Annotated in this window: 18 protein-coding genes and 1 riboswitch; of the genes, 8 read left to right on the forward strand and 10 right to left on the reverse strand. The window is 70.0% G+C overall.

Annotated features, from left to right (window positions below; genetic code table 11):
* The gene (locus ACZ1DY_RS26050) at nt 1-501 is read left to right on the forward strand and encodes a VanZ family protein (protein ID WP_465481165.1); all 501 of its coding nucleotides are present in this window, start codon (nt 1-3) and stop codon (nt 499-501) included.
* Here ACZ1DY_RS26050 and ACZ1DY_RS26055 read toward each other — a convergent pair.
* The 4 genes from ACZ1DY_RS26055 to ACZ1DY_RS26070 form a co-directional block, all read right to left on the reverse strand.
* Nucleotides 465-2,156, reverse strand: a complete 1,692-nt coding sequence (locus ACZ1DY_RS26055; RefSeq protein ID WP_465481166.1) for a flavin monoamine oxidase family protein — start codon at nt 2,154-2,156, stop codon at nt 465-467. The genes ACZ1DY_RS26050 and ACZ1DY_RS26055 overlap by 37 nt on opposite strands.
* Nucleotides 2,153-2,908, reverse strand: coding sequence for a carbon-nitrogen hydrolase family protein (locus ACZ1DY_RS26060; protein WP_465481167.1), 756 nt, complete (start codon nt 2,906-2,908; stop codon nt 2,153-2,155). Before ACZ1DY_RS26060 ends, ACZ1DY_RS26055 begins: the two co-directional genes overlap by 4 nt.
* A gap of 118 nt (nt 2,909-3,026) precedes the next feature.
* Nucleotides 3,027-5,063, reverse strand: coding sequence for an acyltransferase family protein (locus ACZ1DY_RS26065; RefSeq protein WP_465481168.1), 2,037 nt, complete (start codon nt 5,061-5,063; stop codon nt 3,027-3,029).
* Between the two features lie 303 nt (nt 5,064-5,366).
* Entirely contained in the window at nt 5,367-5,930 is a 564-nt protein-coding gene (locus tag ACZ1DY_RS26070; protein WP_465481169.1) for a DinB family protein, read from the reverse strand.
* A gap of 92 nt (nt 5,931-6,022) precedes the next feature.
* Between ACZ1DY_RS26070 and ACZ1DY_RS26075 the strand changes: the two genes are divergently transcribed.
* Entirely contained in the window at nt 6,023-6,970 is a 948-nt protein-coding gene (locus ACZ1DY_RS26075; protein ID WP_465481170.1) for a helix-turn-helix transcriptional regulator, read from the forward strand.
* A 129-nt stretch (nt 6,971-7,099) separates the two neighbouring features.
* Here the strand turns inward: ACZ1DY_RS26075 and ACZ1DY_RS26080 are convergent, their stop codons facing one another.
* Entirely contained in the window at nt 7,100-8,917 is a 1,818-nt protein-coding gene (locus ACZ1DY_RS26080) for a flavin-containing monooxygenase (protein WP_465481171.1), read from the reverse strand.
* Between the two features lie 158 nt (nt 8,918-9,075).
* Between ACZ1DY_RS26080 and ACZ1DY_RS26085 the strand changes: the two genes are divergently transcribed.
* A complete protein-coding gene (locus tag ACZ1DY_RS26085; protein ID WP_257486007.1) occupies nt 9,076-10,278 on the forward strand; it encodes a sigma-54-dependent transcriptional regulator family protein in 1,203 nt (400 codons plus the stop codon).
* A gap of 44 nt (nt 10,279-10,322) precedes the next feature.
* Nucleotides 10,323-11,570, forward strand: a complete 1,248-nt coding sequence (locus ACZ1DY_RS26090; RefSeq protein ID WP_465481172.1) for a cation:proton antiporter — start codon at nt 10,323-10,325, stop codon at nt 11,568-11,570.
* Nucleotides 11,571-11,795: 225 nt separating this feature from the next.
* Here the strand turns inward: ACZ1DY_RS26090 and ACZ1DY_RS26095 are convergent, their stop codons facing one another.
* Both ACZ1DY_RS26095 and ACZ1DY_RS26100 read right to left on the reverse strand, forming a co-directional pair.
* Nucleotides 11,796-12,305 carry an SRPBCC family protein gene (locus ACZ1DY_RS26095; protein ID WP_465481173.1) on the reverse strand — a complete coding sequence of 170 codons (510 nt, stop codon included), beginning with the start codon at nt 12,303-12,305 and terminating at the stop codon, nt 11,796-11,798.
* A gap of 96 nt (nt 12,306-12,401) precedes the next feature.
* A complete protein-coding gene (locus ACZ1DY_RS26100; protein ID WP_465481174.1) occupies nt 12,402-13,037 on the reverse strand; it encodes a DUF4230 domain-containing protein in 636 nt (211 codons plus the stop codon).
* Nucleotides 13,038-13,148: 111 nt separating this feature from the next.
* Between ACZ1DY_RS26100 and mptB the strand changes: the two genes are divergently transcribed.
* The gene (mptB, locus tag ACZ1DY_RS26105) at nt 13,149-14,588 is read left to right on the forward strand and encodes a polyprenol phosphomannose-dependent alpha 1,6 mannosyltransferase MptB (RefSeq protein WP_465481175.1); all 1,440 of its coding nucleotides are present in this window, start codon (nt 13,149-13,151) and stop codon (nt 14,586-14,588) included.
* Here the strand turns inward: mptB and ACZ1DY_RS26110 are convergent.
* On the reverse strand, nt 14,492-15,037 hold the full coding sequence (locus tag ACZ1DY_RS26110) for an SRPBCC family protein (RefSeq protein ID WP_465481176.1): 546 nt from the start codon (nt 15,035-15,037) through the stop codon (nt 14,492-14,494). The genes mptB and ACZ1DY_RS26110 overlap by 97 nt on opposite strands.
* A 59-nt stretch (nt 15,038-15,096) precedes the next feature.
* Here ACZ1DY_RS26110 and ACZ1DY_RS26115 point away from each other — a divergent pair, with 59 nt between their 5' ends.
* A complete protein-coding gene (locus tag ACZ1DY_RS26115) occupies nt 15,097-15,678 on the forward strand; it encodes a TetR/AcrR family transcriptional regulator (RefSeq protein WP_257486002.1) in 582 nt (193 codons plus the stop codon).
* Between the two features lie 2 nt (nt 15,679-15,680).
* On the opposite strand, the gene ACZ1DY_RS26120 is transcribed toward ACZ1DY_RS26115, so the two are convergent.
* Nucleotides 15,681-16,583, reverse strand: a complete 903-nt coding sequence (locus ACZ1DY_RS26120) for a LysR family transcriptional regulator (RefSeq protein ID WP_465481177.1) — start codon at nt 16,581-16,583, stop codon at nt 15,681-15,683.
* An 81-nt stretch (nt 16,584-16,664) separates the two neighbouring features.
* Between ACZ1DY_RS26120 and ACZ1DY_RS26125 the strand changes: the two genes are divergently transcribed.
* Nucleotides 16,665-17,876, forward strand: coding sequence for an MFS transporter (locus tag ACZ1DY_RS26125; RefSeq protein ID WP_465481178.1), 1,212 nt, complete (start codon nt 16,665-16,667; stop codon nt 17,874-17,876).
* A 79-nt stretch (nt 17,877-17,955) separates the two neighbouring features.
* A riboswitch (guanidine-III (ykkC-III) riboswitch) is annotated at nt 17,956-18,024 on the forward strand.
* A gap of 11 nt (nt 18,025-18,035) precedes the next feature.
* A complete protein-coding gene (locus tag ACZ1DY_RS26130) occupies nt 18,036-18,350 on the forward strand; it encodes a DMT family transporter (protein WP_063277207.1) in 315 nt (104 codons plus the stop codon).
* A 195-nt stretch (nt 18,351-18,545) separates the two neighbouring features.
* Here ACZ1DY_RS26130 and ACZ1DY_RS26135 read toward each other — a convergent pair whose 3' ends face one another.
* Nucleotides 18,546-19,871: an alpha-lytic protease prodomain-containing protein gene (locus tag ACZ1DY_RS26135; protein WP_465481179.1), complete on the reverse strand. Its 1,326-nt coding sequence runs from the start codon at nt 19,869-19,871 to the stop codon at nt 18,546-18,548.
* Nucleotides 19,872-19,890 lie beyond the last annotated feature (19 nt).

Genomic DNA, 19,890 nt, shown 5'->3' on the forward strand with positions numbered 1-19,890 from the left:
ATGATCACGAACTTCCTGCTCGACCACTCCGCCCTCGTGCCGGCGGCGATCCTCCTGCTCGCTCTCGTCTGCGCTGCCCTGGGCTATCTGTTCGCGGGCAGGCGCCGGATCCTGTGGACCCTCACCGGCGCGTCCCTGGTGCCGGTCTTCGCGCTGACCCTGGTGCCGACCGCGCACACGATCGACGAGGTCGTCTGCACGGCACAGTTCTTCCTGCCCACGCTCGGCTCGGTCGAACTCCTGGCCAACATCGCGCTGTTCCTGCCCCCGGTGTACTTCGCCGCGCTGGCGTCCCGGCGGCCGTTGACGATGCTCGCGGCGGGTTCGGCCCTGTCCGCCGCGATCGAGGCGTTGCAGGCGTTCGTCCCCGCCATCGGCCGCGCCTGCGACACCGGCGACTGGCTGATGAACACCGTCGGCGCCCTCCTCGCGACAGGCATGGCGTGGCTGGCGGGCCGCCGCGCTCAGTCGGGCAGTTCGACGGGCGCGATCTCGTCGTAGACGTCACCCGGTCCCGGGTTCGCCGGGTCCGTCTCGCCGCCGAAGTGATGCAGGACGCCCCACACCGCGTTGAGCGCCGTCTGGACGGCGCCCTCGGCCCAGCCCGCCGTCCACGAGACGTCGTCGCCCGCCAGGAACAGACCGCGGTGGCGTTCCTCCAGCCGGTCCTGTTTGAAGTGGGTGAACAGCCGGTGCTGGTAGCGGTAGTGGCCGGGCAGGTTGGCCTTGAACGCGCCCATGAAATGCGGTTCGGCCTCCCACGACACGGTCACCGGGTCGCCGATGATGTGCCGCCGGACGTCGACGCCCGGATAGATCTCCTTCAGTGACTGCAGCATCACCTCGACCCGCTCGGAGACCGAGAGCGGCAGCCACTTCAGCGAATCGTCTGCCCACGTGTAGGACAGGCAGATCACCGCGGGCGCGTCCGGATCGTCGCCGAGCAGGTACGTGCCGCGCGGCATGCGGTCGGTGAGCGTCATGCTCATCGTGTCGCGGCCGGTCGCCGGGTCCTTGTCCAGCCAGAAGGGCCGGTCGACCGGGACGAAGACCTTCGAGGACTCCATGTAGTGCGTGCGCTCGATCGCCGTCCAGTGGTCGATCGGGAACAGCGCCTCGTCGCAGGCGATCTTCGACAGCAGCATCCAGCTCTGCGCGGTGAACACCGCCGCCGGATAGGTGCGGATGCGGCCTTCGGTGTCGGTCACGGTGATGTTGTTCGGCGCGGTGCGGTGCAGCCTCGCGACACCCGGGTTCGGGCTTCCGCCGTGGAGCGAGCTCAAACTCGTTCCCGCGGGCCAGAACGCGATGTCCTCGGGGGCGTGTTCCCACAGCCGCAACGGAAGCTGCCTGCTCCCGCCGACGATGCTGCGGTGCTCGTCGTCGGCGCCGGTGTAGACCACCCGCAGGATCTCCAGGATCGAGTTCGGGAAGTCGGTGTCCCAGCCGCCGGTGCCGAAGCCGACCTGCCCGAAGATCTCGCGGTCGCGGAACGAGGCGAACGCGGGCGAGTCGCAGAGGAAACCGTAGAAGGTCTGGTTGTCCAGCTTCGGCACGAGTTCGTTCCACAGCCGCTTGATCGTCTTCACGTCGCGGTCGCGGATCGCCTTCTGCATCTCGGGGAACGCGGCCTGCTCGGACAGCGTGCTGTCCCAGGCGGCCGCGACCTTGCCGAAGACGGAGGGGAGTTCGTCGGCGGTGCGCGCGTAGTGGCTCTCCCCCTTGAGGTCGACGACGGTGCTCGGCGTCCCTTCGGCCAGCGGATTCGGGAACGGCGTGGTCTCCAGGCCGACCTTGTCGATGTAGTGGAAGAGCGCGGTCGACGAAGGCGGGAAGCGCATCGCGCCCATCTCCGCGACGACGTCGTCCGGGCAGCCGGGGAAGTTCACCGTGCGCAGGCGGCCGCCGATCTCGGCGATCTCGTACACGACCGGGTGCAGGCCGAGTTTCATCAGCTCGTACGCGGTGACGATGCCGGAGAGGCCACCGCCGATCACCGCCACCTCGGTGCCGTGGCGTTCGGCGGGGAGCGAACCGAGACCGGCAGGGTGGGCGAGGAAATCGTCGTAGGCGAACGGGAAATCGGGGCCGAACATGGTGATCGGGCGGCCCGCCGGTTCGTCGTGGTGGATCGCGGTCGGGAGGGCGGAGGTCATGCGGAAAGTCCTCGGTACAGCTCGGGCCGTCGGTCGGCGAGGTGGGTGTTCTCCAGACGCGACGCGACGAGCGCGTCAAGGGTGACTTCGGCGCTGATCAGCTCCGGGCCGTCGTCCGCGCGGGCGAGCACTTCGCCGGTCGGGGCGACGACGCAGGAGCGGCCGCAGTAGGTCAGCTCCTGTTCGGTGTCGCACCGGTTCGCGTACGCGACGAACAGCTGGCTCTCGTAGGCGCGGGCGGGCACCAGCGTGTCGGCGACCAGTTCGTACGGGCTCATCAGCGCGGTCGGGACCACGAGCAGTTCGGTCCCCGCCAGCGCGTGCGCGCGCACCAGCTCGGGGAACTCGACGTCGTAGCAGATCAGCAGCCCGACGCGGAGACCGCCGAGCTCGGCCTGCACGACCGCCTCGGTGCCCGGCTCGAACCAGTCACGGTCGATGTCGCCGAACAGATGCGTCTTGCGGTAGTTCGCCAGCCGCTGCCCGGCGGGGCCGATCAGCTGGACGCTGTTGTACACGCGGCCGTCGTCCGACTCGGGATACCCATAGGCCAGCGCGACGCCGGTTTCCCTTGCCAGCGCGGACATCCGCGCCGCTGTCGGACCGTCGGCCGGTTCGGCGAGCTCGTGGGAACGGGCGCCGATGTGGTAACCGGTGGTGATCATCTCGGCGGCGATCACGAGATCGGCGCCCGACGCCGCGACGGCGGACGGCAGCTCGGCGTACGAGCCCTGATGGACGGCGACCTTCATGGTGACGACGATATCCGCCGTTCCGATGCGCCGATAAGGGCTGATCATTGCGTTGGATATTGGCAGACCATCGAATCAGTGCAGTATTCCGCAATTCAGCGGCGATCTGTTGTCTGGATCACCCTCCCGGCGGTGGTTCCTCCGCGTGATCGTCCGCCCAGCCGAGGGCCTCGGTGATCGCCTGCTCCGCGATCGCCGACATCGTCGACATGTAGGTCCCGCTGACGTGGTTGTCGTCGAGGTAGACGAGCACGTTGCCGATCACCGGCGGGCAGACCTCGGCCGTGCAGAAGTAGTCGCTGAAGTCGAGGAAGCGCACGTTCGGCGGCAGATCCGGCAATGCCTCGTACGGCGGCTCCGCCGCATAAAGGTCGTAGCGCGGGGTCGCGCACTCGGGCGCCTCCGCGCCACGGCTCTCGACACACGCCGACGGCGACTGGCCGAAGCGCGGGTTGTCCCGCACCGCGAGCACGGGGATGCCCGCTTCGTCGACCTTGCGCCACTGGGCGATGTAGCCGGCGGGAACCCGTTCCTCGACGCCGACCTTCACATCCCTGGTGCCGATCGTCATCACCGCGTCGGGCCGCGTCGTGACGATCTCGTCCACGACGGCGCTGTTCCAGTCGATGCAGGCCTGGTCGCCCGGCACGGTGTCGGAGTCGGTGGAGAACGGGCAGCCGCCGCGGAGGATCGCCGTGACCTCCCAGTTCTTCTTCTCTGCGATCGGGAGCAGGGCGCCGAGGAACTGCCCGGCGTGGGAGTCACCGGCGACCACGATCCGGCGGGCGGGATGCCCGGAGGTCTGCGACGTGCAGACCTCGAGGTCGGCGTTGCGCGGGGAGGGACCACAGCGCCCGGGGTCGATCCCTGCCCAGTCTTCGGACACCGCGACGAACGACGGGACGAGCGCGGCGTCGGCGGCACCCCAGTAGGTGAATCCTTCGGTGTGCGCGAGCGCGCCGGGGTGGTCGGGATCGTCCACGGCGATCGCATAACCCTCCGCCTGGCTCACACTCACCCACTGCCAGGCGCCCGTCGCGGCGAGCACGGCCGCGAGCGTCGCGACGCCGAAACGGTAAGCGCCCCAACGGTTCCGCGTTCCGATCGCGGAACCGCGGACCGGTTTCTCGACCAGGTGATGGGTGAGGACGGCGAGGACGAACGACAGCGCGATGATCACCGCGCCGCCACGCAGGCCCACTTCCTCGCGGTCACGGGCGACGAGGTAGAACACCAGGACCGGCCAGTGCCAGAGGTAGAGCGCGTAGCTCAGGTCGCCCAGATACTTCAGCGGGCGGCTGCTGAGGAAACGATCCGCGCCGCCCTTGCAGGCGGTGTCGCCCGCGAGGATCACCAGCGCGGCGGAAAGCGTCGGCCAGAGCGCGAGGTAGCCGGGGAAGACCGTGCCGACCTGGAGCACCAGACCGCAGGAGACGAGCCCGGCGACCCCGGCCCAGCCGAACACGACGCGCGCCGGGCGGGGCAGCGGAACCCGGTCGAGCACCAGCGCGAGCAGACCCCCGAGCGCGAATTCCCAAACCCGCGTCAGCGAATCGAAATACGCCAACGGCTGGTCGACCGCGGTCAGCCACACCGAATACGCCAGCGAAGCCGCGAACACGGTGCCGAGTACACCGAGGAGCATCGGCCGGACGTTGCGGCGTGTCCGCGTGGCGACCAGCAGCACCAGGCCGACCAGTAGCGGCCAGACCACGTAGAACTGTCCCTGGATCGACAACGACCAGAAGTGCTGGACGACGCTCGCCGAGTCGTGCTGCGCGAAGTAGTCGGCGGAATCCGCCGCCAGCCGCCAGTTCTCCACGTAGAGCGCGGAGGCGACGACCTCCTTGATCGTCTGGAACCAGCGGTTCTGCGGCAACAGCACCATGCTCACCGCGACGACGAGCAGCAGCACGGTGAGCGCGGCCGGGAACAGCCGCTTGATCATCCGGCCCCACATCGGCCGGTACTCGATCCTCCCGCGCGCCACCGCGCGGTAGAGCTGGCCGGTGACGAGGAAGCCGGAGATCAGGAAGAACGCGTCGACGCCGCCGGAGATCCGGCCGAGCCAGACGTGGTAGACGACCACGAGAACGCAAGCGAGGGCCCGCAGTCCCTGGATTTCCGGGCGGAACCGCCGCTCCGTCTCCCGCACACGACCACCACCAAGATCACCCGCCACCGACGGGCGGGGACCCTACGGCAGGAAGCTGTGAGCGGGCTATGCCCCCTCGTGGGTGGCGTGCGGTCACCTTGGGGTTGGGCGGCGAAGGCGGCGGGTTGCGAAAGTGGCTTTCACAACCCTCAACGTTGCGAAAGTGGCTTTCGCAACGTCGGCGGGCGGGTAGCGCAAGCGCCCTGCCTCCGGGCTGCAGCGAAGGCGCGGGGTGTCGCGAAAGCCACTTTCGGGACATCCCACGTCCCGAAAGTGGCTTTCGCGACACGATCGCACGAACGGTCAGGTCGACTTCTGGCCGTCGATGCTCTCCCGCAGGATGTCGGCGTGGCCGGCGTGCTGGGCGGTCTCGGCGATGACGTGCGTCAGCACCCGGCGCACGCTGCGCACCGCGCCCGGCGGGTTCCAGGGCGCGTCCGGCAGCGGGTGCGTCGCGGAGAGGTCCGGGATCGACGAGACGATCTCCTTCGTCCGCGCGGCCACCTCGTCGTAGCGCGCGAGGATCCCCGCGAGCGTGTCGCCGGGCAGCATCCTGAAGTTGTTCTGGTGGTCGATCGCCCACTGCGGGAACTCGCGGGCGGTCCCGGCGCCGAGGTCGGCCCAGGTGACGCCCTCCGGCAGGTCGTAGGTCATCGCGGACGGGCCCTCGACCGCGAACCGCAGCCACATCTCCTCGATCGAGGCGACGTGTTTGACCAGGCCGCCGAGGCTCAGCTCGCTGACCGTCGGATGCTCGTCGAGTTGCTCGTCGGTGAGCCCCTGGACGGTGGTGGTCAGCGCGGCGCGGACGGTGTCGAGGGCTTCGAGCAGGTCGGCGCGCTCGGCGTCGAGGATGGTGGCGGTCATCGGGCCCTCCGGATTGTCGTTTTCTGGCACAAGACGACTCTCTCAGGGGTAGAGGACAGGTTGTGGCCTCTACTGGAGGCATCATGGAAAACATGCCGAAGACCTCCGCGCGCCTGCTGTCGATGCTCTCGTTGCTGCAGGCCCGCCGCGACTGGCCGGGGGCGCTGCTGGCCGAGCGGCTGGACATCAGCCCGCGCACCGTCCGGCGCGACGTCGACAGGCTGCGCGAACTCGGCTACCCGATCGCGACCATCAAGGGCCCCGACGGCGGATACCGGCTCGACGCCGGGTCCGAACTGCCGCCGCTGCTGTTCGACGACGATCAGGCGGTCGCGCTGGCCGTCGCGCTCCAGATCGCCACCACCAGCGGCGCGGGGATCGAGGAAGCGGCGATGCGGGCGCTGCACACCGTCCGGCAGGTGATGCCTTCGCGGCTGCGGCGCCGGATCGACACCCTGCGGGTCACCGCCGTCGAATCGCCCGCGAGCCGGTCGGAACCCCGTGTCGACGGCGATGTCCTGCTCGCGCTCGGCGCGGCCGTGCACGCCCGCGAGATCCTGCGGTTCGACTACGCGGACGCGCCGCGCCGGGCCGAACCACATCACCTGGTCACCTGGCACGGCCGCTGGTACCTCGTCGCCTGGGATCTCGAGCGCGCGGACTGGCGCACCTTCCGGGCCGACCGGATCTCGCCGCGCACACCGACCGGCCCACGGTTCAGCCCACGGGAACTGCCGGCTCCCGACGTCGCCACCTTCGTCGCGAGCCGCTTCCGTGGTTCGTCCGAGACCGGCGAGTGGCCCTGCCGCGGGGAAGTCGTCCTCGATCTCCCCGCGGCGACGGTGTCCCACTACGTCCGCGACGGCGTCGTGGAAGAGCTCGGACCCGATCGGTGCCGTCTGGTGCTGGGCTCGTGGTCATGGGCCGGGCTCGCGGCGAGTATCGGCCGGTTCGACGCCGACATCGAGGTCGTCGGGCCGCCCGAACTCAAGGAGGCCTTCGCGTTGCTGGCCCGCCGTTACGCGAAAGCCGCCCGCTGAACATGGGTACGACGCCGGGAACCGCCCAGGGTCTGGAGGCGGTGCCCGACGCCGTCGACCGCCCGTGGTCCGGGGGCGGCGCCCTCCGGTGCCGGCCCGCCCGGGGTCCTGCACCGAAGCCTTAGGTCATCACGCCTTGTGGTGCACCTCCTGGAGGCCGTACACCGGCGTCGGGATGCCCTCGTAACGCGCTTTCAGTTGCAGTGCCAGGTAAAGCGAGTAGTGCCGCGACTGGTGCAGGTTCCCGCCGTGGAACCAAAGACCTTCCTGCCGCGTGGGCTTCCACATGTTGCGCTGCTCCCCCTCCCACGGGCCCGGGTCCTTCGTCGTCCCGGAGCCGAGGCCCCAGCATTTGCCGACGAGGTCCGCCGTCTCCTGCCCGACCAGGTCGGCGACCCAGCCGTTCATCGAGCCGTAGCCGGTCGCGTAGACGACGAGGTCCGCCTTCAGTTCCGTACCGTCGGACAGCACCACGGCGTCCCGCGTCAGATGATCGACCTGGCCATGGGCCAGCTTGATCTTCCCGTCGGCGACCAGTTCCGAAGCGCCGACGTCGATGTAGTAGCCGGAGCCGCGGCGCAGATACTTCAGGAACAGGCCGGATCCGTCGTCGCCCCAGTCGTGCTGGAACCCGGCCGCTTCCAGCCGTGCGTAGAAGTCCTTGTCCCGCTCGCGGATCGCGTCGTACACCGGGATCTGGAACTGCGGCATGATCCGGTACGGGATCGACGCGAAGATCATGTCCGCCTTGTCGGTGGTGATCCCCGACCGCACCGCGCGTTCCGAGTACAGATCGCCGAGCCCCAGCTCCATCAGCGAATCCGACTTCACCACGTGGGTGGAGGACCGCTGCACCATGGTGACGTCCGCGCCGTGTTCCCACAGCGCCGCGCAGATGTCGTGCGCGGAGTTGTTGGAGCCGACCACGACGGCCTTCTTGCCCGCGTAGGCGTCCGGGCCGGGGTGCTGGGACGAATGGTGCTGATCGCCCTCGAACACGTCCATTCCGGGGAACGACGGGAGGTTCGGCTTGCCCGACATCCCGGTCGCGAACACGACGTGCCGTGGCGTGAGCACCAGCTCCTCGCCCTCTCGGACCACGGTCACCAGCCACTGCTTCTGTTCTTCGTCCCAGGAGGCCGAGGTGACCTCGGTGCTGGTCCAGTACGGCACTTCCATGAGCCGCGTGTACATCTCGAGCCAGTCGGCGATCTTGTCCTTGGGCGCGAACACCGGCCAGTTCTCCGGGAACGGCAGATAGGGCAGATGGTCGTACCAGACCGGGTCGTGCAGGCAGAGGTTCTTGTACCGCTTGCGCCACGAATCACCCGGCCGCTCGTTGCGTTCCAGGACCAGCGTGGGCACGTCGAGCTGCCGCAGCCTGGCGCCGAGCGCGATCCCGCCCTGCCCGCCGCCGATGACGACGACGTACGGCTGCTGCTCGTAGCCGAGCCGGGTCTGTTCCTCCTCGCGCTTCTCGGCCCACGACTTCCGGCCGCGCACGACGCCGTGCTCGACCCCCTTCGGCCGCTGCTCGTTGCGACGTTCCTCGAAACCTTTGAGCTCGCGCAGGCTCGTCAGCAGCGTCCAGGCGCCTTCGTCCTTCAGCCTCAAGTGCCCCTTCGCGCGCCCGGTCGCGGTTTCGAACTCGAGCCACGCCTCGGTCACGCCGTCGGCCTCGGTCGGCGTCTCGGTCGTACGGAACCCGGACGGGTCGATCCGGTCGAGGCACGCGCCGAGCATGCCGGCCACCTCGTCGCGACCTTCGACCGTCTTGATCGTCCAGGTGAAGGCGACCAGGTCACGCCAGTAACTGTCGACGGCGAAAAGCGCCGCGGCGGCGTCGGCATCGCGGGCGGCGAGGGCCGATTCGAACCGGCTCAACCAGGCGTCCACCCGGGCCTGCGGCGAGCCCGTCGCCTCGATCCGGTCCACCGTCTGTGTCATGGCCACTCCTGAACTTCGACGTTCGGCTGTTACCCCGATCACACGCCCCGGGCGGGTACGGGGGCAAAGGTTGCAGCTTGTTGCACCTCCGGCTCCTTGGCGCGCCTCGGCGGGCGGTCCTATGCTGGTCAGTCGACGCGATGGTGCGGAGGTGGCCTGTGAGCGTGCACAGCTCGGTCCCGCCCGGCGTCGACCTGCCGATGCACGCCCGGGACCTGATCCGCATGCACGAAGCCGTGATCGGCGGCGGCCGTCCCCGGGTCCGGCCGCGGCCGCTGGTGTCGCGGTCGTGGTCACGGATGCTGAGCCTCGGGCTCGCCGCCGACGGGGTGAACACGCGGGATTCGGTGCCGTTCGACGAGGTCGCCCGCCGTCGCCGCGCCTCCCCGCTGCGGCTGGTGGTCGAGGACCTCGGACAGGTGGTCGGCGCGACGGCCGACACCGCGAACATGCTGCTGGTGGTGACCGACGCGGAGGGGATCATCCTCTGGCGGGTGGGCTCGTCCGCCGTGCGGCGCCGGGCCGACACCTTGGGTTTCACCGAAGGCGCCGTCTGGACCGAGACCAGGGTCGGCACCAACGCGATCGGCACCGCGCTCGCCGAGGCCGCGCCCGTGGAACTGCTCGCGGGCGAACATTTCGAACAGGGCCAGCATCCCTGGTACTGCACCGCCTCGCCGGTGCACGATCCACGCACCGGTGAACTGCTCGGCGTGATCGACGTCAGCGGTCCCGCGCTGACCCTGCACCCGGCGATCGGCGCGCTGGTGGAGACCGGGCGGCGCCTGGTCGAATCCGAACTCTGGCGGCACCATCAGCAGGGTCTCGATCGGCTGCGCCGCACCGCGGAACCGGTGGTCACCGGCGTGGGCGGGCCGGTACTGCTGGTGGACGACGACGGCTGGGTGGCCCACTCCGCCGGCGTCGCCTCCGGCGCGCGGATCGCGGCGCCCGCGGAAGGCCAGATCCTCGCCGTGCCGGGACTCGGCGCCTGCCTGCCCGAACGGCTGACCGAAGGCTGGCTCGTCCGCCCCGCCGACACCGCGCGCCGCGTCCGGCTGGATCTCGAACTCGGCCACGCGCCGATGCTGCGGATGGCGTCGGGTGACGTCGGCTGGGTCCGCACGGTGACCCCGCGGCACGCGGAGATCCTGGTGCACCTCAACACGGCCGGCTCGTCCGGGCTTTCGGCCGAGGCGCTCAGCCGGGCGCTCTACGGCGACGCCGAACACCTCGTCACCGTCCGCGCCGAGGTCTCCCGGCTGCGACGGCTGCTCGGGGCCATTGTGGACACGCGGCCGTACCGGCTGGCCGCGGGTGTCGCCCTGACGGTCCACAAAGGACTTGAAGTGGGCGGCTGAGTCCCGCCCGGTTGCCGGAGGAGCGGCCCGGGTACTCCGGGCGAATGGAGATCTTGCTCGCCGGGGCAGGCGTTCTGGCGTTGTGTGCCGCCGTGCTGCCGAACCTGCTGCACGAACGCGCGCTTTCGATGCCGTTGGTCCTCCTGGTGGGTGGGCTCGTCTTCGGGCTGCTCCCGTTCGGACACCCCTATGGCCAGGGTGTACTCGACCCGCGGTCGCATGTGGGCGCCGTCGAAGTGATCACCGAACTCGGCGTGCTGGTGTCGCTGGTCGGCGCGGGACTGAAATCCGACCGGTTGTTCGGCTGGCGGTCGTGGAACTCGACCTGGCGGCTGCTGGCGATCACCCTGCCGCTGTCGGTCTGCGCGGTCGCCCTCCTCGGCTGGTGGGCGCTCGCTCTGTCCCCCGCCGCCGCGCTGCTGCTGGGGGCCGTGCTGTCGCCGACCGACCCGGTGCTCGCGAGCGACGTCCAGGTGCCCGCGCCGCATACCGACGACGGCCGGGGCTCGGACAACGAGATCCGGTTCACGCTGACCTCGGAAGCCGGGCTCAACGACGGCCTGGCGATGCCGTTCGTGCTGCTGGCCCTCGTCTGGGCCGGGACCGCGAGCACGTCGCCGGTCCCCTGGTTGCTGACGGAGGTCGTCGTCCCGCTCGCGGTCGCCGTACTGGTCGGCCTCGTCTGTGGCCGGTTGCTGTCGTGGCTGATGTTCCGGGTGCGGCACGAAAGACTGCGCCTCGGCGAATACTCCGACGGGCTGGTGGTGCTGGCCATCGCGTTCCTGCCCTTCGCGCTCTGCGAATGGCTGGGCGGCATCGGCTTCGTCGCGGTGTTCACCGCGGCCGCGACCATCCGCGCCAGCGAGCGATCGCACGAGTACCACGGGGTGCTGCACGAATTCGGCGATCAGCTGGAACGGCTCTTCGTCGCGCTGGCCTTGCTCGGTCTCGGCGTCGCGATGGGTGACGGGTTACTGGACGGGCTGAAGCTCGCCGAAGTCCTGGTGGCGGTCGCCGCCGTGGGCATCGTCCGGCCGTTGTTCGGCGGCCTGGCCCTGCTCGGCGGCACCACCACCCGCCCGGCGGCGACGGCGATCGCGTTCTTCGGTATCCGCGGGATCGGCAGTCTCTACTACCTCGCTTACGCGCTGGGGCACGGCGATTTCCCCATGGCCGACTCGCTGTGGCGGATCACGGCGCTGACGATCGCGGTCTCGGTGCTCGTGCACGGCCTGCTCTCCGGCCCGGTGATGCGCAAACTGGAGAACAGGGGGATGCAGAACTTCGAGTGAGCTGCCCCACCGGTACCGACTGGCGCCCGGCCGCGCCGACGTTGCGAAAGCCACTTTCGCAACCCTCAACGTTGCGAAAGTGGCTTTCGCAACCTGCGGCCGAGCGAGGGGCACCGATACCGAGCTGGCCGGGTCTCGTGACCGAGTGGACGGCACGCGTGATCCGGCGGACGACACGCGTGACTGGACGGACGACACTGCCACGACCACAGCCGGGGAGAGCCGCTAGCGGCGCCACACCCGGCCTTCGAGCCGGGCCTTCACCCGCTCCAACGTGGCGGCGATGTTGGCCCGGTTGGTCCCGGCTCGATCCGGCTCGCCGGTGATGAGGATCGCGATCGGGACGAACCACGGCGGCACCAGCAGCCAGTTCGCCACGGCGAGCCGGGCGCCGTCGCCTTCGGGGGTGATTTCGTACTCCCACCGGGAGATCGGCACGAAGAACGGCGTGCGTACCCGGTAGGCGAACCGGCGTACGGGTTCGGCCTCGACGATCTCGGCGTGGGTCACCCAGCGCCGCCATCCATTGCGGTTGCTGCCGGCGAACCAGTTCCCGACGCGCGCCTCGGTCGCGCCGCGGATCCAGCGTGCCTTGCGGAGTTCTTCGGCGCACTCGGCCATCGAGACCGGATCGCTGACGAGCCGGTACACCTGCTCCGGGGTGGCGCCGATCAAGACCTCCCCGGTGGCGATCGGTTCGGTGTAGGTCAGGCTGTCCCTCGGCTTCGTCACCATCGCGCCTCCCAGTCGACTTCGCCAGCCCACCAGCACGAGCCCGCCTGGTCAAGACCGGCGGGGTGAGCACCGCACGGACGCGGAATCCGGGCGCGGTCAGGTGGCCGGTTCCCCCGGGAAGGTGACCTGGAAGCCCAGCCCCCGCAGCAGCTGGGTGAGCATCGCCTTGGTGTTGGCCTTGGCGCGTTCGAGCAGGCCGGAGTGTTGCGCGGCCTCACCGATGCGTTTCTCCGCGGCGAGGTAGAACGGCCGCTGGTCCTGCGCGGAGACCAGGGCGCCGAGCCGGTCGATCAGGCCGCGCTCCTGACCGAAGACGTAGCTGCGTTCGTTGTCCAAGTTGGGTTTCGCGAGCTTCGGCTCGGGCAGCCGCACCTCGACCGATCGCCGGTCCTCGGACACGGTCAGCGAATTCTCCACCAGCGGGCCGAAATCGACGTACGCGTCGACAGAGCCCGCCGCGACGAACAGGGTGCGTTCCCCGGCGATGCTCGCGGGTACCCACTGGACGTCCTTCTCGATGTCGACGACGACCTGGTAGTCACCGACCGCCGCGTGGTACTGGCTAAGATCCCGGACCGCCTGGAGCACCGCGGGCTGCGAACGGTCCACAGTGGACGTTCCGAACGGGTCGAGCTTCGGCAGCAGCCCGGTGATCTGCAGTGCCGCGGCGACGACGAGGAGCCCGGCCAGTGCGAACGCCCCGAGCCGCACCCAGCGCTTCTTCACGCCCACCACCGCCTCTCCACGGCGTGGAGTACCCGGCGGACGCGGCCCCGAAGCGTCCGGGCCGGTTTACCGTGCGATCGGCCGAACCGGATTTCGCACTTGGAGTAGTTTGGCCGCATGCAGAACGTCTTGCCCGCGCCGGAGAAGACCGGGCTGAACATCTCGGCGTTGCACTGGGCGGGTTTCCTCGGAATCGCCGTACTGGTGCTGGTCACGTCCGGGATCGGCCTCCCTTCGGTGCTGGTGGTGGCGCTGGGTGTCGCCGGGATGGCCACCCTCGTGCTCTCCTGGCTCGGTATCGGGCGGCTCGCCGCCGGGCTGCCGGAGCGGCGGCTGTACTGGATCGCGGTGTCGTGGTGCGCGCCGCTGCTGGTCGCGCGCCCGCTGTTCAGCGGCGACGTCAACAGTTATCTGGCACAGGGCCTGATCGCGGCCAAGGGATTCGACACCTATCTGGTGGGGCCCGCCGAGGCGCTCGGCGCCGATTCGCCGGTGACGATGGCGGTCAGCCACTACTGGCGGGACACGCCCGCGCCGTACGGTCCCGCGTTCGTCGCGCTGGCCCGCACGATCGCCCAGGTCGCGGGAGACGCCTTCGTGCCGACGGTGCTGCTGCACCGGTTGCTCGGGCTGATCGGGATCGTGCTCATGGCGTGGGCGCTCCCCCGGCTCGCCCGCCGCGTCGGGGTCTCGCCGTCGATCGCGCTGTGGCTGGCCCTGCTCAACCCGCTCGTGCTGTGGCACGTCGTGGCGGGCGTGCACAACGACGGCCTCATGGTCGGGCTGATGGTCGCCGGGCTGGAACTCGTCCTCATGGGCGCGGCGAAGACCGGAGCGGCCCGGCCCGCACTGATCGCGGCCGGCGTGATCGCGGTGAGCGCGGCCGCGAACATCAAGATCGTGGCCGTCGCCGGTCTGCTGTTCGTCGGCGTCGGCCTGTTCCGCCGCGCGACGCCCGCCGGCCGGGTGGCGGTCGCGCTCGGGCTGCCCGCCGGTTTCGCCGCCGTCACCGCGGCGATCTCGCTCGGCAGCGGGCTCGGCTTCGGCTGGGTGCGCGTGCTGTCCGGCGTTTCCGGCCAGGTGCACAGCTGGATGGCCCCCACCAACGAACTCGGTTTCCTCGTCGGCGGGATCGGCAAGATCTTCGGGGCAGACCTGACCGACAGCGCGATCGAGGTGTTCTCGCTGATCGGCGCGATCCTCGGTCTCGCCGTGGGCGCCAGGCTGTTGTGGCTCACCTACCGCGAGAAGCTGCACCCCCTCTACGGCGCGGGCTTGACCTTCGCCGCGATGCTGGTCCTCGGGCCCGTCGTCCAGCCCTGGTATCTCTTGTGGACGGTCGCCCTCCTGGCCGTGAGCCTGACGACCGACCGCGGGCGCTGGATCCTCGCCGTCGTCAGCGCGGTCTTCGGGGTGCTGCTCCCGCCCGCGAACGGCGGCGCCGTGTCGTTGGCGCTGGGCTACCTGATCGCCGTCGTGCTCATCGGCGGCACTTTGTTCCTGCTCAAGCGAAAGGGCCTCTTGCCGGAGATCAGGCTCCGCAAGAGCCGGACGTAGAGGCTCCATCGCGCGGGCTTCCCGACCGTGCCGGTGAGCTCACGCTCGGCACGGTCGAGGCAGTCTTCCAGCAGCGCGTCGTGCATCGGCCGCCACAACAGCGGGTAGGTGAGCCAGGCCGGGTGCCGAAGCCGCAGCACCATGAGGTGCGCGAGTTCGGTCCCCCCGGTTTCCGTCGACCGCAGGGTGAATTCGTGGAACCCGTCGAAGCCGCGGGGCGCGGTGAACCTGAACCGCACGGACCTTCCCGGCTCGTAGGACTCCACGTGGTACCGCACCGGTCCGTGCCCGCCGTCGGCGCCGACCCCGAGTGGCCGGTCGAACCGCAACGGCGGCCACTCCTCGACGGGCCAGAGCCTGTCCCCGTCCGTGGACAGAGTGTCGATCAGCGCGCCGGCACGTTCCGGTGCCACGTCGACGATCCGGTGATGCCTGTTCCACACGCGCATCGCGCCTCCCAGTTCTAGAGACCTTCCCCTAAAACCATAGTAGAGGATAGTCTCTGAAAATGGGACGGCCACCGCGGCACACCGCCGACGACTTCCTCGACGCCGCCGTGCGGATCTTCGCCACCGAAGGGGCCGCCGGGGTGACCATGTCGGCCGTCGCCCGCGAGGTCGGTGCGCCGAGCGGGTCGATCTACCACCGCTTCCCCGGACGCCCGGCGCTGCTCGCCGCCGTCTGGCTCCGCACGGTGACCCGCTTCCAGCAGGGGTACCTCGAAGCACTCGAACAGGAACCCGTCACCGAAGCCGCCGTCGAGGCGGCCGCGCAGGTCGTCCGCTGGTGCCGCGCCCATCCCGCCGAGGGGAAGCTGCTCTATGGCGGTGACCGGGCGCTCGGCGTCGACGACTGGAGCGCAGAAGACCGCGCACGCGTCGACGAGGCCAACCGCCGCCTCGACGCGGCGATCGCCAAGGTCCTGCGACGGCTGCGCCCGCTGACCGGCCGGAGCACGGACGAGCTGATGCTGGCGCTGGTCGACCTTCCCTACGCGGCGGTGCGGCGGCATCTCGACCGCGGCGAGGCGCCACCGCCGCGCACCGTCGACCTGGTGGCCAGGACCACGCGCACGCTGTTGGCGGGCTGAGCTCAGGCCCGGCTGGGGATCACGAGGGAGAACTCTCCGCCGTCGACCAGATCGAGCAGCAGCCGGGCGGCGCGGCTCGGCGGCCGCTCTCCCCTGGTGGCGATGGTCAACGGCCAGGTGAGGCCGGGCTCGTCGAGCGGGATCGTCCGGACCTCCGCGAGCAGCTTGAGATCGGGCACGACCGCGACGCCGAGCCCCGCCGCGACATAGGACGGCACGGCGCGCAGGTCGGCGACCTCGACGATGACCCGCCGCGGCGCCCCGAGCGACTCGAAAGCGCGGTCCAGGGCCACCCGGTTGCCGAAGCCGCGGGGATTGTCCACGAACGACTCGCCCGCGAGATCGGCCAACGTCAGCGAACGCCGTCCGCTCAGCCGGTGGCCGTCGGGCAGCACGGCGACGAACGGCGCCGAACCGAGCAGTTTGGCTTCGAGCCCCGCGAGATCGGATTCGGGCAAGCCGAGGAGGGCGACGTCGAGCCTGCCCTGACGCAGGTCCTCGGCCAGCCCGGTCGATCCGGTGATCGACACCGAAACACGGAGGTCGACCAGCGGATAGCGGCGGTGGAACACGCCGAGCAGATCGGGCAGGTCGAGATCACCGACGCTGGTCAGGGTGCCGATGCGAAGGCTGCCCCGCAGGCCGGCGGAGGCATCGGTGACCACCTCGCGTGCCCTGTCGAAGGCCTCCAGCGCGGCCTTCGCCTCGGGCAGGAACACCTTGCCCGCCGGGGAGAGCTCGACCCTTCGCGTGGACCGATCGAACAGCTTGACCCCCAGTTCGCTTTCGAGGGCCTGGATCGTCGCCGAGACGGTGGACTGCACCGCGTACAACCGCTGAGCGGCGCGAGTGAAGCTGAGCTCCTCGGCGACGGCGACGAAGCATTCGAGCTGGCGGGTCTCCACACCATCATTATCGCATTCACCGATAACTGTGACCAGGATTGTTCGTTGGACTTGGATGATCCGAAGATTCACAGTGGAGACATGCTGAACAGCGTCGCCCTTCCCCGTCCCGCGTTCCGGCGGATCAGCCACGGTCGCGGTTTCTGGGTCATCGCGGCGGCCTACGCCGCCTCACTCGCCTTTTCCACCGTCCCCACCCCGCTCTACGTCCTCTACCAGCAGCGCGATGGCTTCCCGACCTACGTCGTGACCATCGTCTTCGCGGCCTACGCCGTCGGCGTGATGGGCAGCCTGTATCTCGCCGGCCACGTCAGCGACTGGCTGGGCCGACGGCGGGTGATCCTCGCCGCGACCTTGACCCAGGCGCTTTCCGCGACGCTTTTCCTGGCGTGGCCGGATGTTCCCGGCCTGATCCTGGCCAGGCTCGTCGGCGGCGCGGGCATCGGCGCGCTGACCGCGACCGCCACCGCGCACCTGTCCGAACTCCGCGCCGTCGCCCGGCCCCGGGAGGACCATGGCCGCGCGGGACTGATCGCGACCGTCGTCAACATGGGCGGGCTGGCGCTCGGACCGCTGTTCGGTGGCGTGTTCGCGAGCTATTCGGCCGAGCCGCTCACCACTCCGTTCGTGTTCTTCCTGGTCCTGCTGCTCGCCGCGGCCATCGCCGTCGCGCTCGTGCCGGAAACCGTGGAGCGCGCCGAAGAACGGCCCGCCTATCGGCCGCAGCGCGTCTCACTGCCGTCGAGCGCACGGCCCGCCTTCTTCGGTGCGGCGATCGGCGCCTTCGCGGCGTTCGCGATCACGGGCCTGTTCATGGCGCTGACGCCGACACTGCTGGCGCAAGGCATGCACGAGAGCTCGCGGATGCTGGCCGGTCTCGCGTCGTTCTCCGTGTTCCTCGCGGCGGCCGGGGCGCAGGTGCTTTTCGCCGGTCTGGCCAGGAAAACCCAGCTACAGCTCGGCCTCGGGCTGATGGTGAGCGGGCTGGTGGCGCTGCCGATCGCGGTGACGACGTCCCAGCTGTGGCTCTTCGTCGCGGGTGGGATCGTGGCGGGTGCCGGCGTCGGGCTGGGCTTCCGCGCCTCGGTGTCCACCGTCGCCGCCCTCGCCGAACCGCCGGTGCGCGGTGAGGTCCTCGCCGCCCTGTTCCTGGCCGCCTACGCCGGGCTGGTCCTGCCCGTCCTGCTCGTCGGGATCGCGCTGATCTGGCTGCCGAGCGCATGGGCGCTGATCGGATTCTCGGTGCTGGAACTGGGTTTGCTCACCTGGTCGGCACCCAAGGTGCTGGGCTGACCGTCCACAATGGCGCGCCCGCGTGGTGACCCTCGTCAAACCGGCGAGCGGTCCGCGCGGGTGATGTGCCATCCTGGTCGTGGAACCTCGTGATCGAGGTCCCCGGACGAGTGGGTGCCGTACCCGGCCAGCGACAAGACGGCGCTCTGGGAGCGCGTCATGTCGTGGCTTGTCCTGATCGTTTCGGGTGTACTGGAAGCCGTGTGGGCCACCGCCCTCGGCAAATCCGAAGGCCTGTCCCGGCCCGTACCGTCGGTGATCTTCGGCGTGACGCTGGTCGCCAGCATGGTGGGTCTGGCGTACGCGATGAAGGATCTCCCCGTCGGCACCGCCTACGCCGTCTGGGTCGGGATCGGGGCTTCGCTCACCGTCGCGTACGGCATGTGGTCCGGCGCGGAAACCGTTTCGGTCGCCCGGATCCTGCTGATCGTGGGGATCGTGGCCTGCGTGGTGGGCCTGAAAGTCCTGCACTGACCCCGTAACTCACGTGATCGGACACGTAACTCGCGTGTTTGAAGGCGTAACTCGGGTGTTGCGTGTCTGATCACGCGAGTTACGCCTTCAAGCACGCGAGTTACGCCGTGAAGGGGGACCGCCCCCGACGCACGGACGACGTCGGGGGCGGTCGGTCCGGGCGCACCCCTGCGTGTGGCCCGGACGGCTAGGCGGTCAGGCGCGCGCCCAAAGCGCTGGGACGTTCGGCGGCTCCCAACCTGCCTGTGCTGTGTGGCCCTGCAGGGCCCGGTAAGTGGCACCGCCGTAGGTGACCGTCGCGCCGACGGCGTAGGTGGTGCCCGCCGCCCAGGTTCCGCCGGGCGGGTTGTTCGACGTCGTGGTGGTCGGCGTCGTGCTGGAGGGCGGGTTCGAACCCGAGGTCACCAGGCGCAGGTTGTAGACGCTCAGGATCTCCGAGATCGGCTGGAAGTAGAACGTGCCGCCCGAGCTGCAGTTGCCGGAGCCACCGGAGGTGACGCCCTGCGCCTGGTCGCCCGCGAGCCACGAACCGCCGGAGTCGCCCGGTTCGGCGCAGGCGTTGGTCCGGGTGAGACCGGAAACGGTGCCCTGCGGGTAGTTCACCGAGGCGTTCTTCTGCTGGATGGTGCCGCAGTGCCAGCCCGTCGTGGAACCGGAACGGCAGACCGAAGCGCCGACCGCGGCCTCCTGAGAACCCGCCACGGGCACGGTGCCCGGGTAACGGTTCACCAGCGGACGCGGGGTGTTGCCCGCGTCCACGCGGACCCACCCGTAGTCGTTTCCGGGGAAGCTGGAGCCCGCGACGCTCCCGCTCGGATTCGACGTCCGCGTCCCCGTGGTCCCGCAGTGTCCTGCGGTCACGAAGCCGCCCTCGACCGAGAAGCCGATCGAGCACCGGCCCGAACCGAAGGTGTAGGCGTTGCCGCCGATGACGTCGATCAGCGGGACCGGGCTTTCGGTGCTGGTCTCGACCCGCACGGCGTCGGCGCCCACGCCCGCCGCGGTCGCCCACGACTTCGCGGCCGCCTCGCCACCGGCGTTGGCCAGCACCACGACGGAGTTCGTGGTGGCGTCGACGTACCAGCCGGGCACGGTCTTCGGCGCGCTGGTTCCCTTGGTGTCCAACGACAACTTCGCCGCGTCGAGTTGCGCGGCGCTCCGCGCGACCGTCTTCGGGGTCGCGCCGGCCGCACGGACGACACCCTCCAGCGCCGCGTCGGTGACCGCGACGGTCAACGTGCTCCCGGCCGCGTCGAGCCAGGATCCGGCGTAGGACGAGCCGAGCCGCGACTTGAGGTCGCTGTCGGCGCGAGCGGCTTTCTGCTCGGTGGCGAGGCGGGTCCTTGCCTGATCCGGGCTGATCTTCAGGTCGCGCGCCAGTGCGGCGACGATCTCCGACTGGACCTGGTCGGCGGCAGGCACGTGCTGGCCCGCGCTGGCGCTCGGCGTCAGCGCGATGGCCGTGACCAGGCCCGCGCCGGTCAGGGCCGCCGCGGCGGCCGCTACGATCTTTCGGTTCATTTCAGGCGTTTCCTCACCG

The organism is Amycolatopsis sp. PSD-21 (assembly GCF_055561455.1).

Bases quoted from the DNA above. Each gene is read 5' to 3' on its own strand.
- ACZ1DY_RS26075 (WP_465481170.1), top strand. From the start codon at position 6,023: ATGCCGAAGACCTCCGCGCGCCTGCTGTCGATGCTCTCGTTGCTGCAG.
- ACZ1DY_RS26135 (WP_465481179.1), bottom strand. From the start codon at position 19,871: ATGAACCGAAAGATCGTAGCGGCCGCCGCGGCGGCCCTGACCGGCGCG.
- ACZ1DY_RS26110 (WP_465481176.1), bottom strand. From the start codon at position 15,037: ATGCGCGTGTGGAACAGGCATCACCGGATCGTCGACGTGGCACCGGAA.
- ACZ1DY_RS26080 (WP_465481171.1), bottom strand. From the start codon at position 8,917: ATGACACAGACGGTGGACCGGATCGAGGCGACGGGCTCGCCGCAGGCC.
- mptB (WP_465481175.1), top strand. From the start codon at position 13,149: ATGCAGAACGTCTTGCCCGCGCCGGAGAAGACCGGGCTGAACATCTCG.
- ACZ1DY_RS26130 (WP_063277207.1), top strand. From the start codon at position 18,036: ATGTCGTGGCTTGTCCTGATCGTTTCGGGTGTACTGGAAGCCGTGTGG.
- ACZ1DY_RS26060 (WP_465481167.1), bottom strand. From the start codon at position 2,908: ATGAAGGTCGCCGTCCATCAGGGCTCGTACGCCGAGCTGCCGTCCGCC.
- ACZ1DY_RS26050 (WP_465481165.1), top strand. From the start codon at position 1: ATGATCACGAACTTCCTGCTCGACCACTCCGCCCTCGTGCCGGCGGCG.
- ACZ1DY_RS26125 (WP_465481178.1), top strand. From the start codon at position 16,665: ATGCTGAACAGCGTCGCCCTTCCCCGTCCCGCGTTCCGGCGGATCAGC.
- ACZ1DY_RS26090 (WP_465481172.1), top strand. From the start codon at position 10,323: ATGGAGATCTTGCTCGCCGGGGCAGGCGTTCTGGCGTTGTGTGCCGCC.
- ACZ1DY_RS26095 (WP_465481173.1), bottom strand. From the start codon at position 12,305: ATGGTGACGAAGCCGAGGGACAGCCTGACCTACACCGAACCGATCGCC.
- ACZ1DY_RS26055 (WP_465481166.1), bottom strand. From the start codon at position 2,156: ATGACCTCCGCCCTCCCGACCGCGATCCACCACGACGAACCGGCGGGC.
- ACZ1DY_RS26115 (WP_257486002.1), top strand. From the start codon at position 15,097: ATGGGACGGCCACCGCGGCACACCGCCGACGACTTCCTCGACGCCGCC.
- ACZ1DY_RS26070 (WP_465481169.1), bottom strand. From the start codon at position 5,930: ATGACCGCCACCATCCTCGACGCCGAGCGCGCCGACCTGCTCGAAGCC.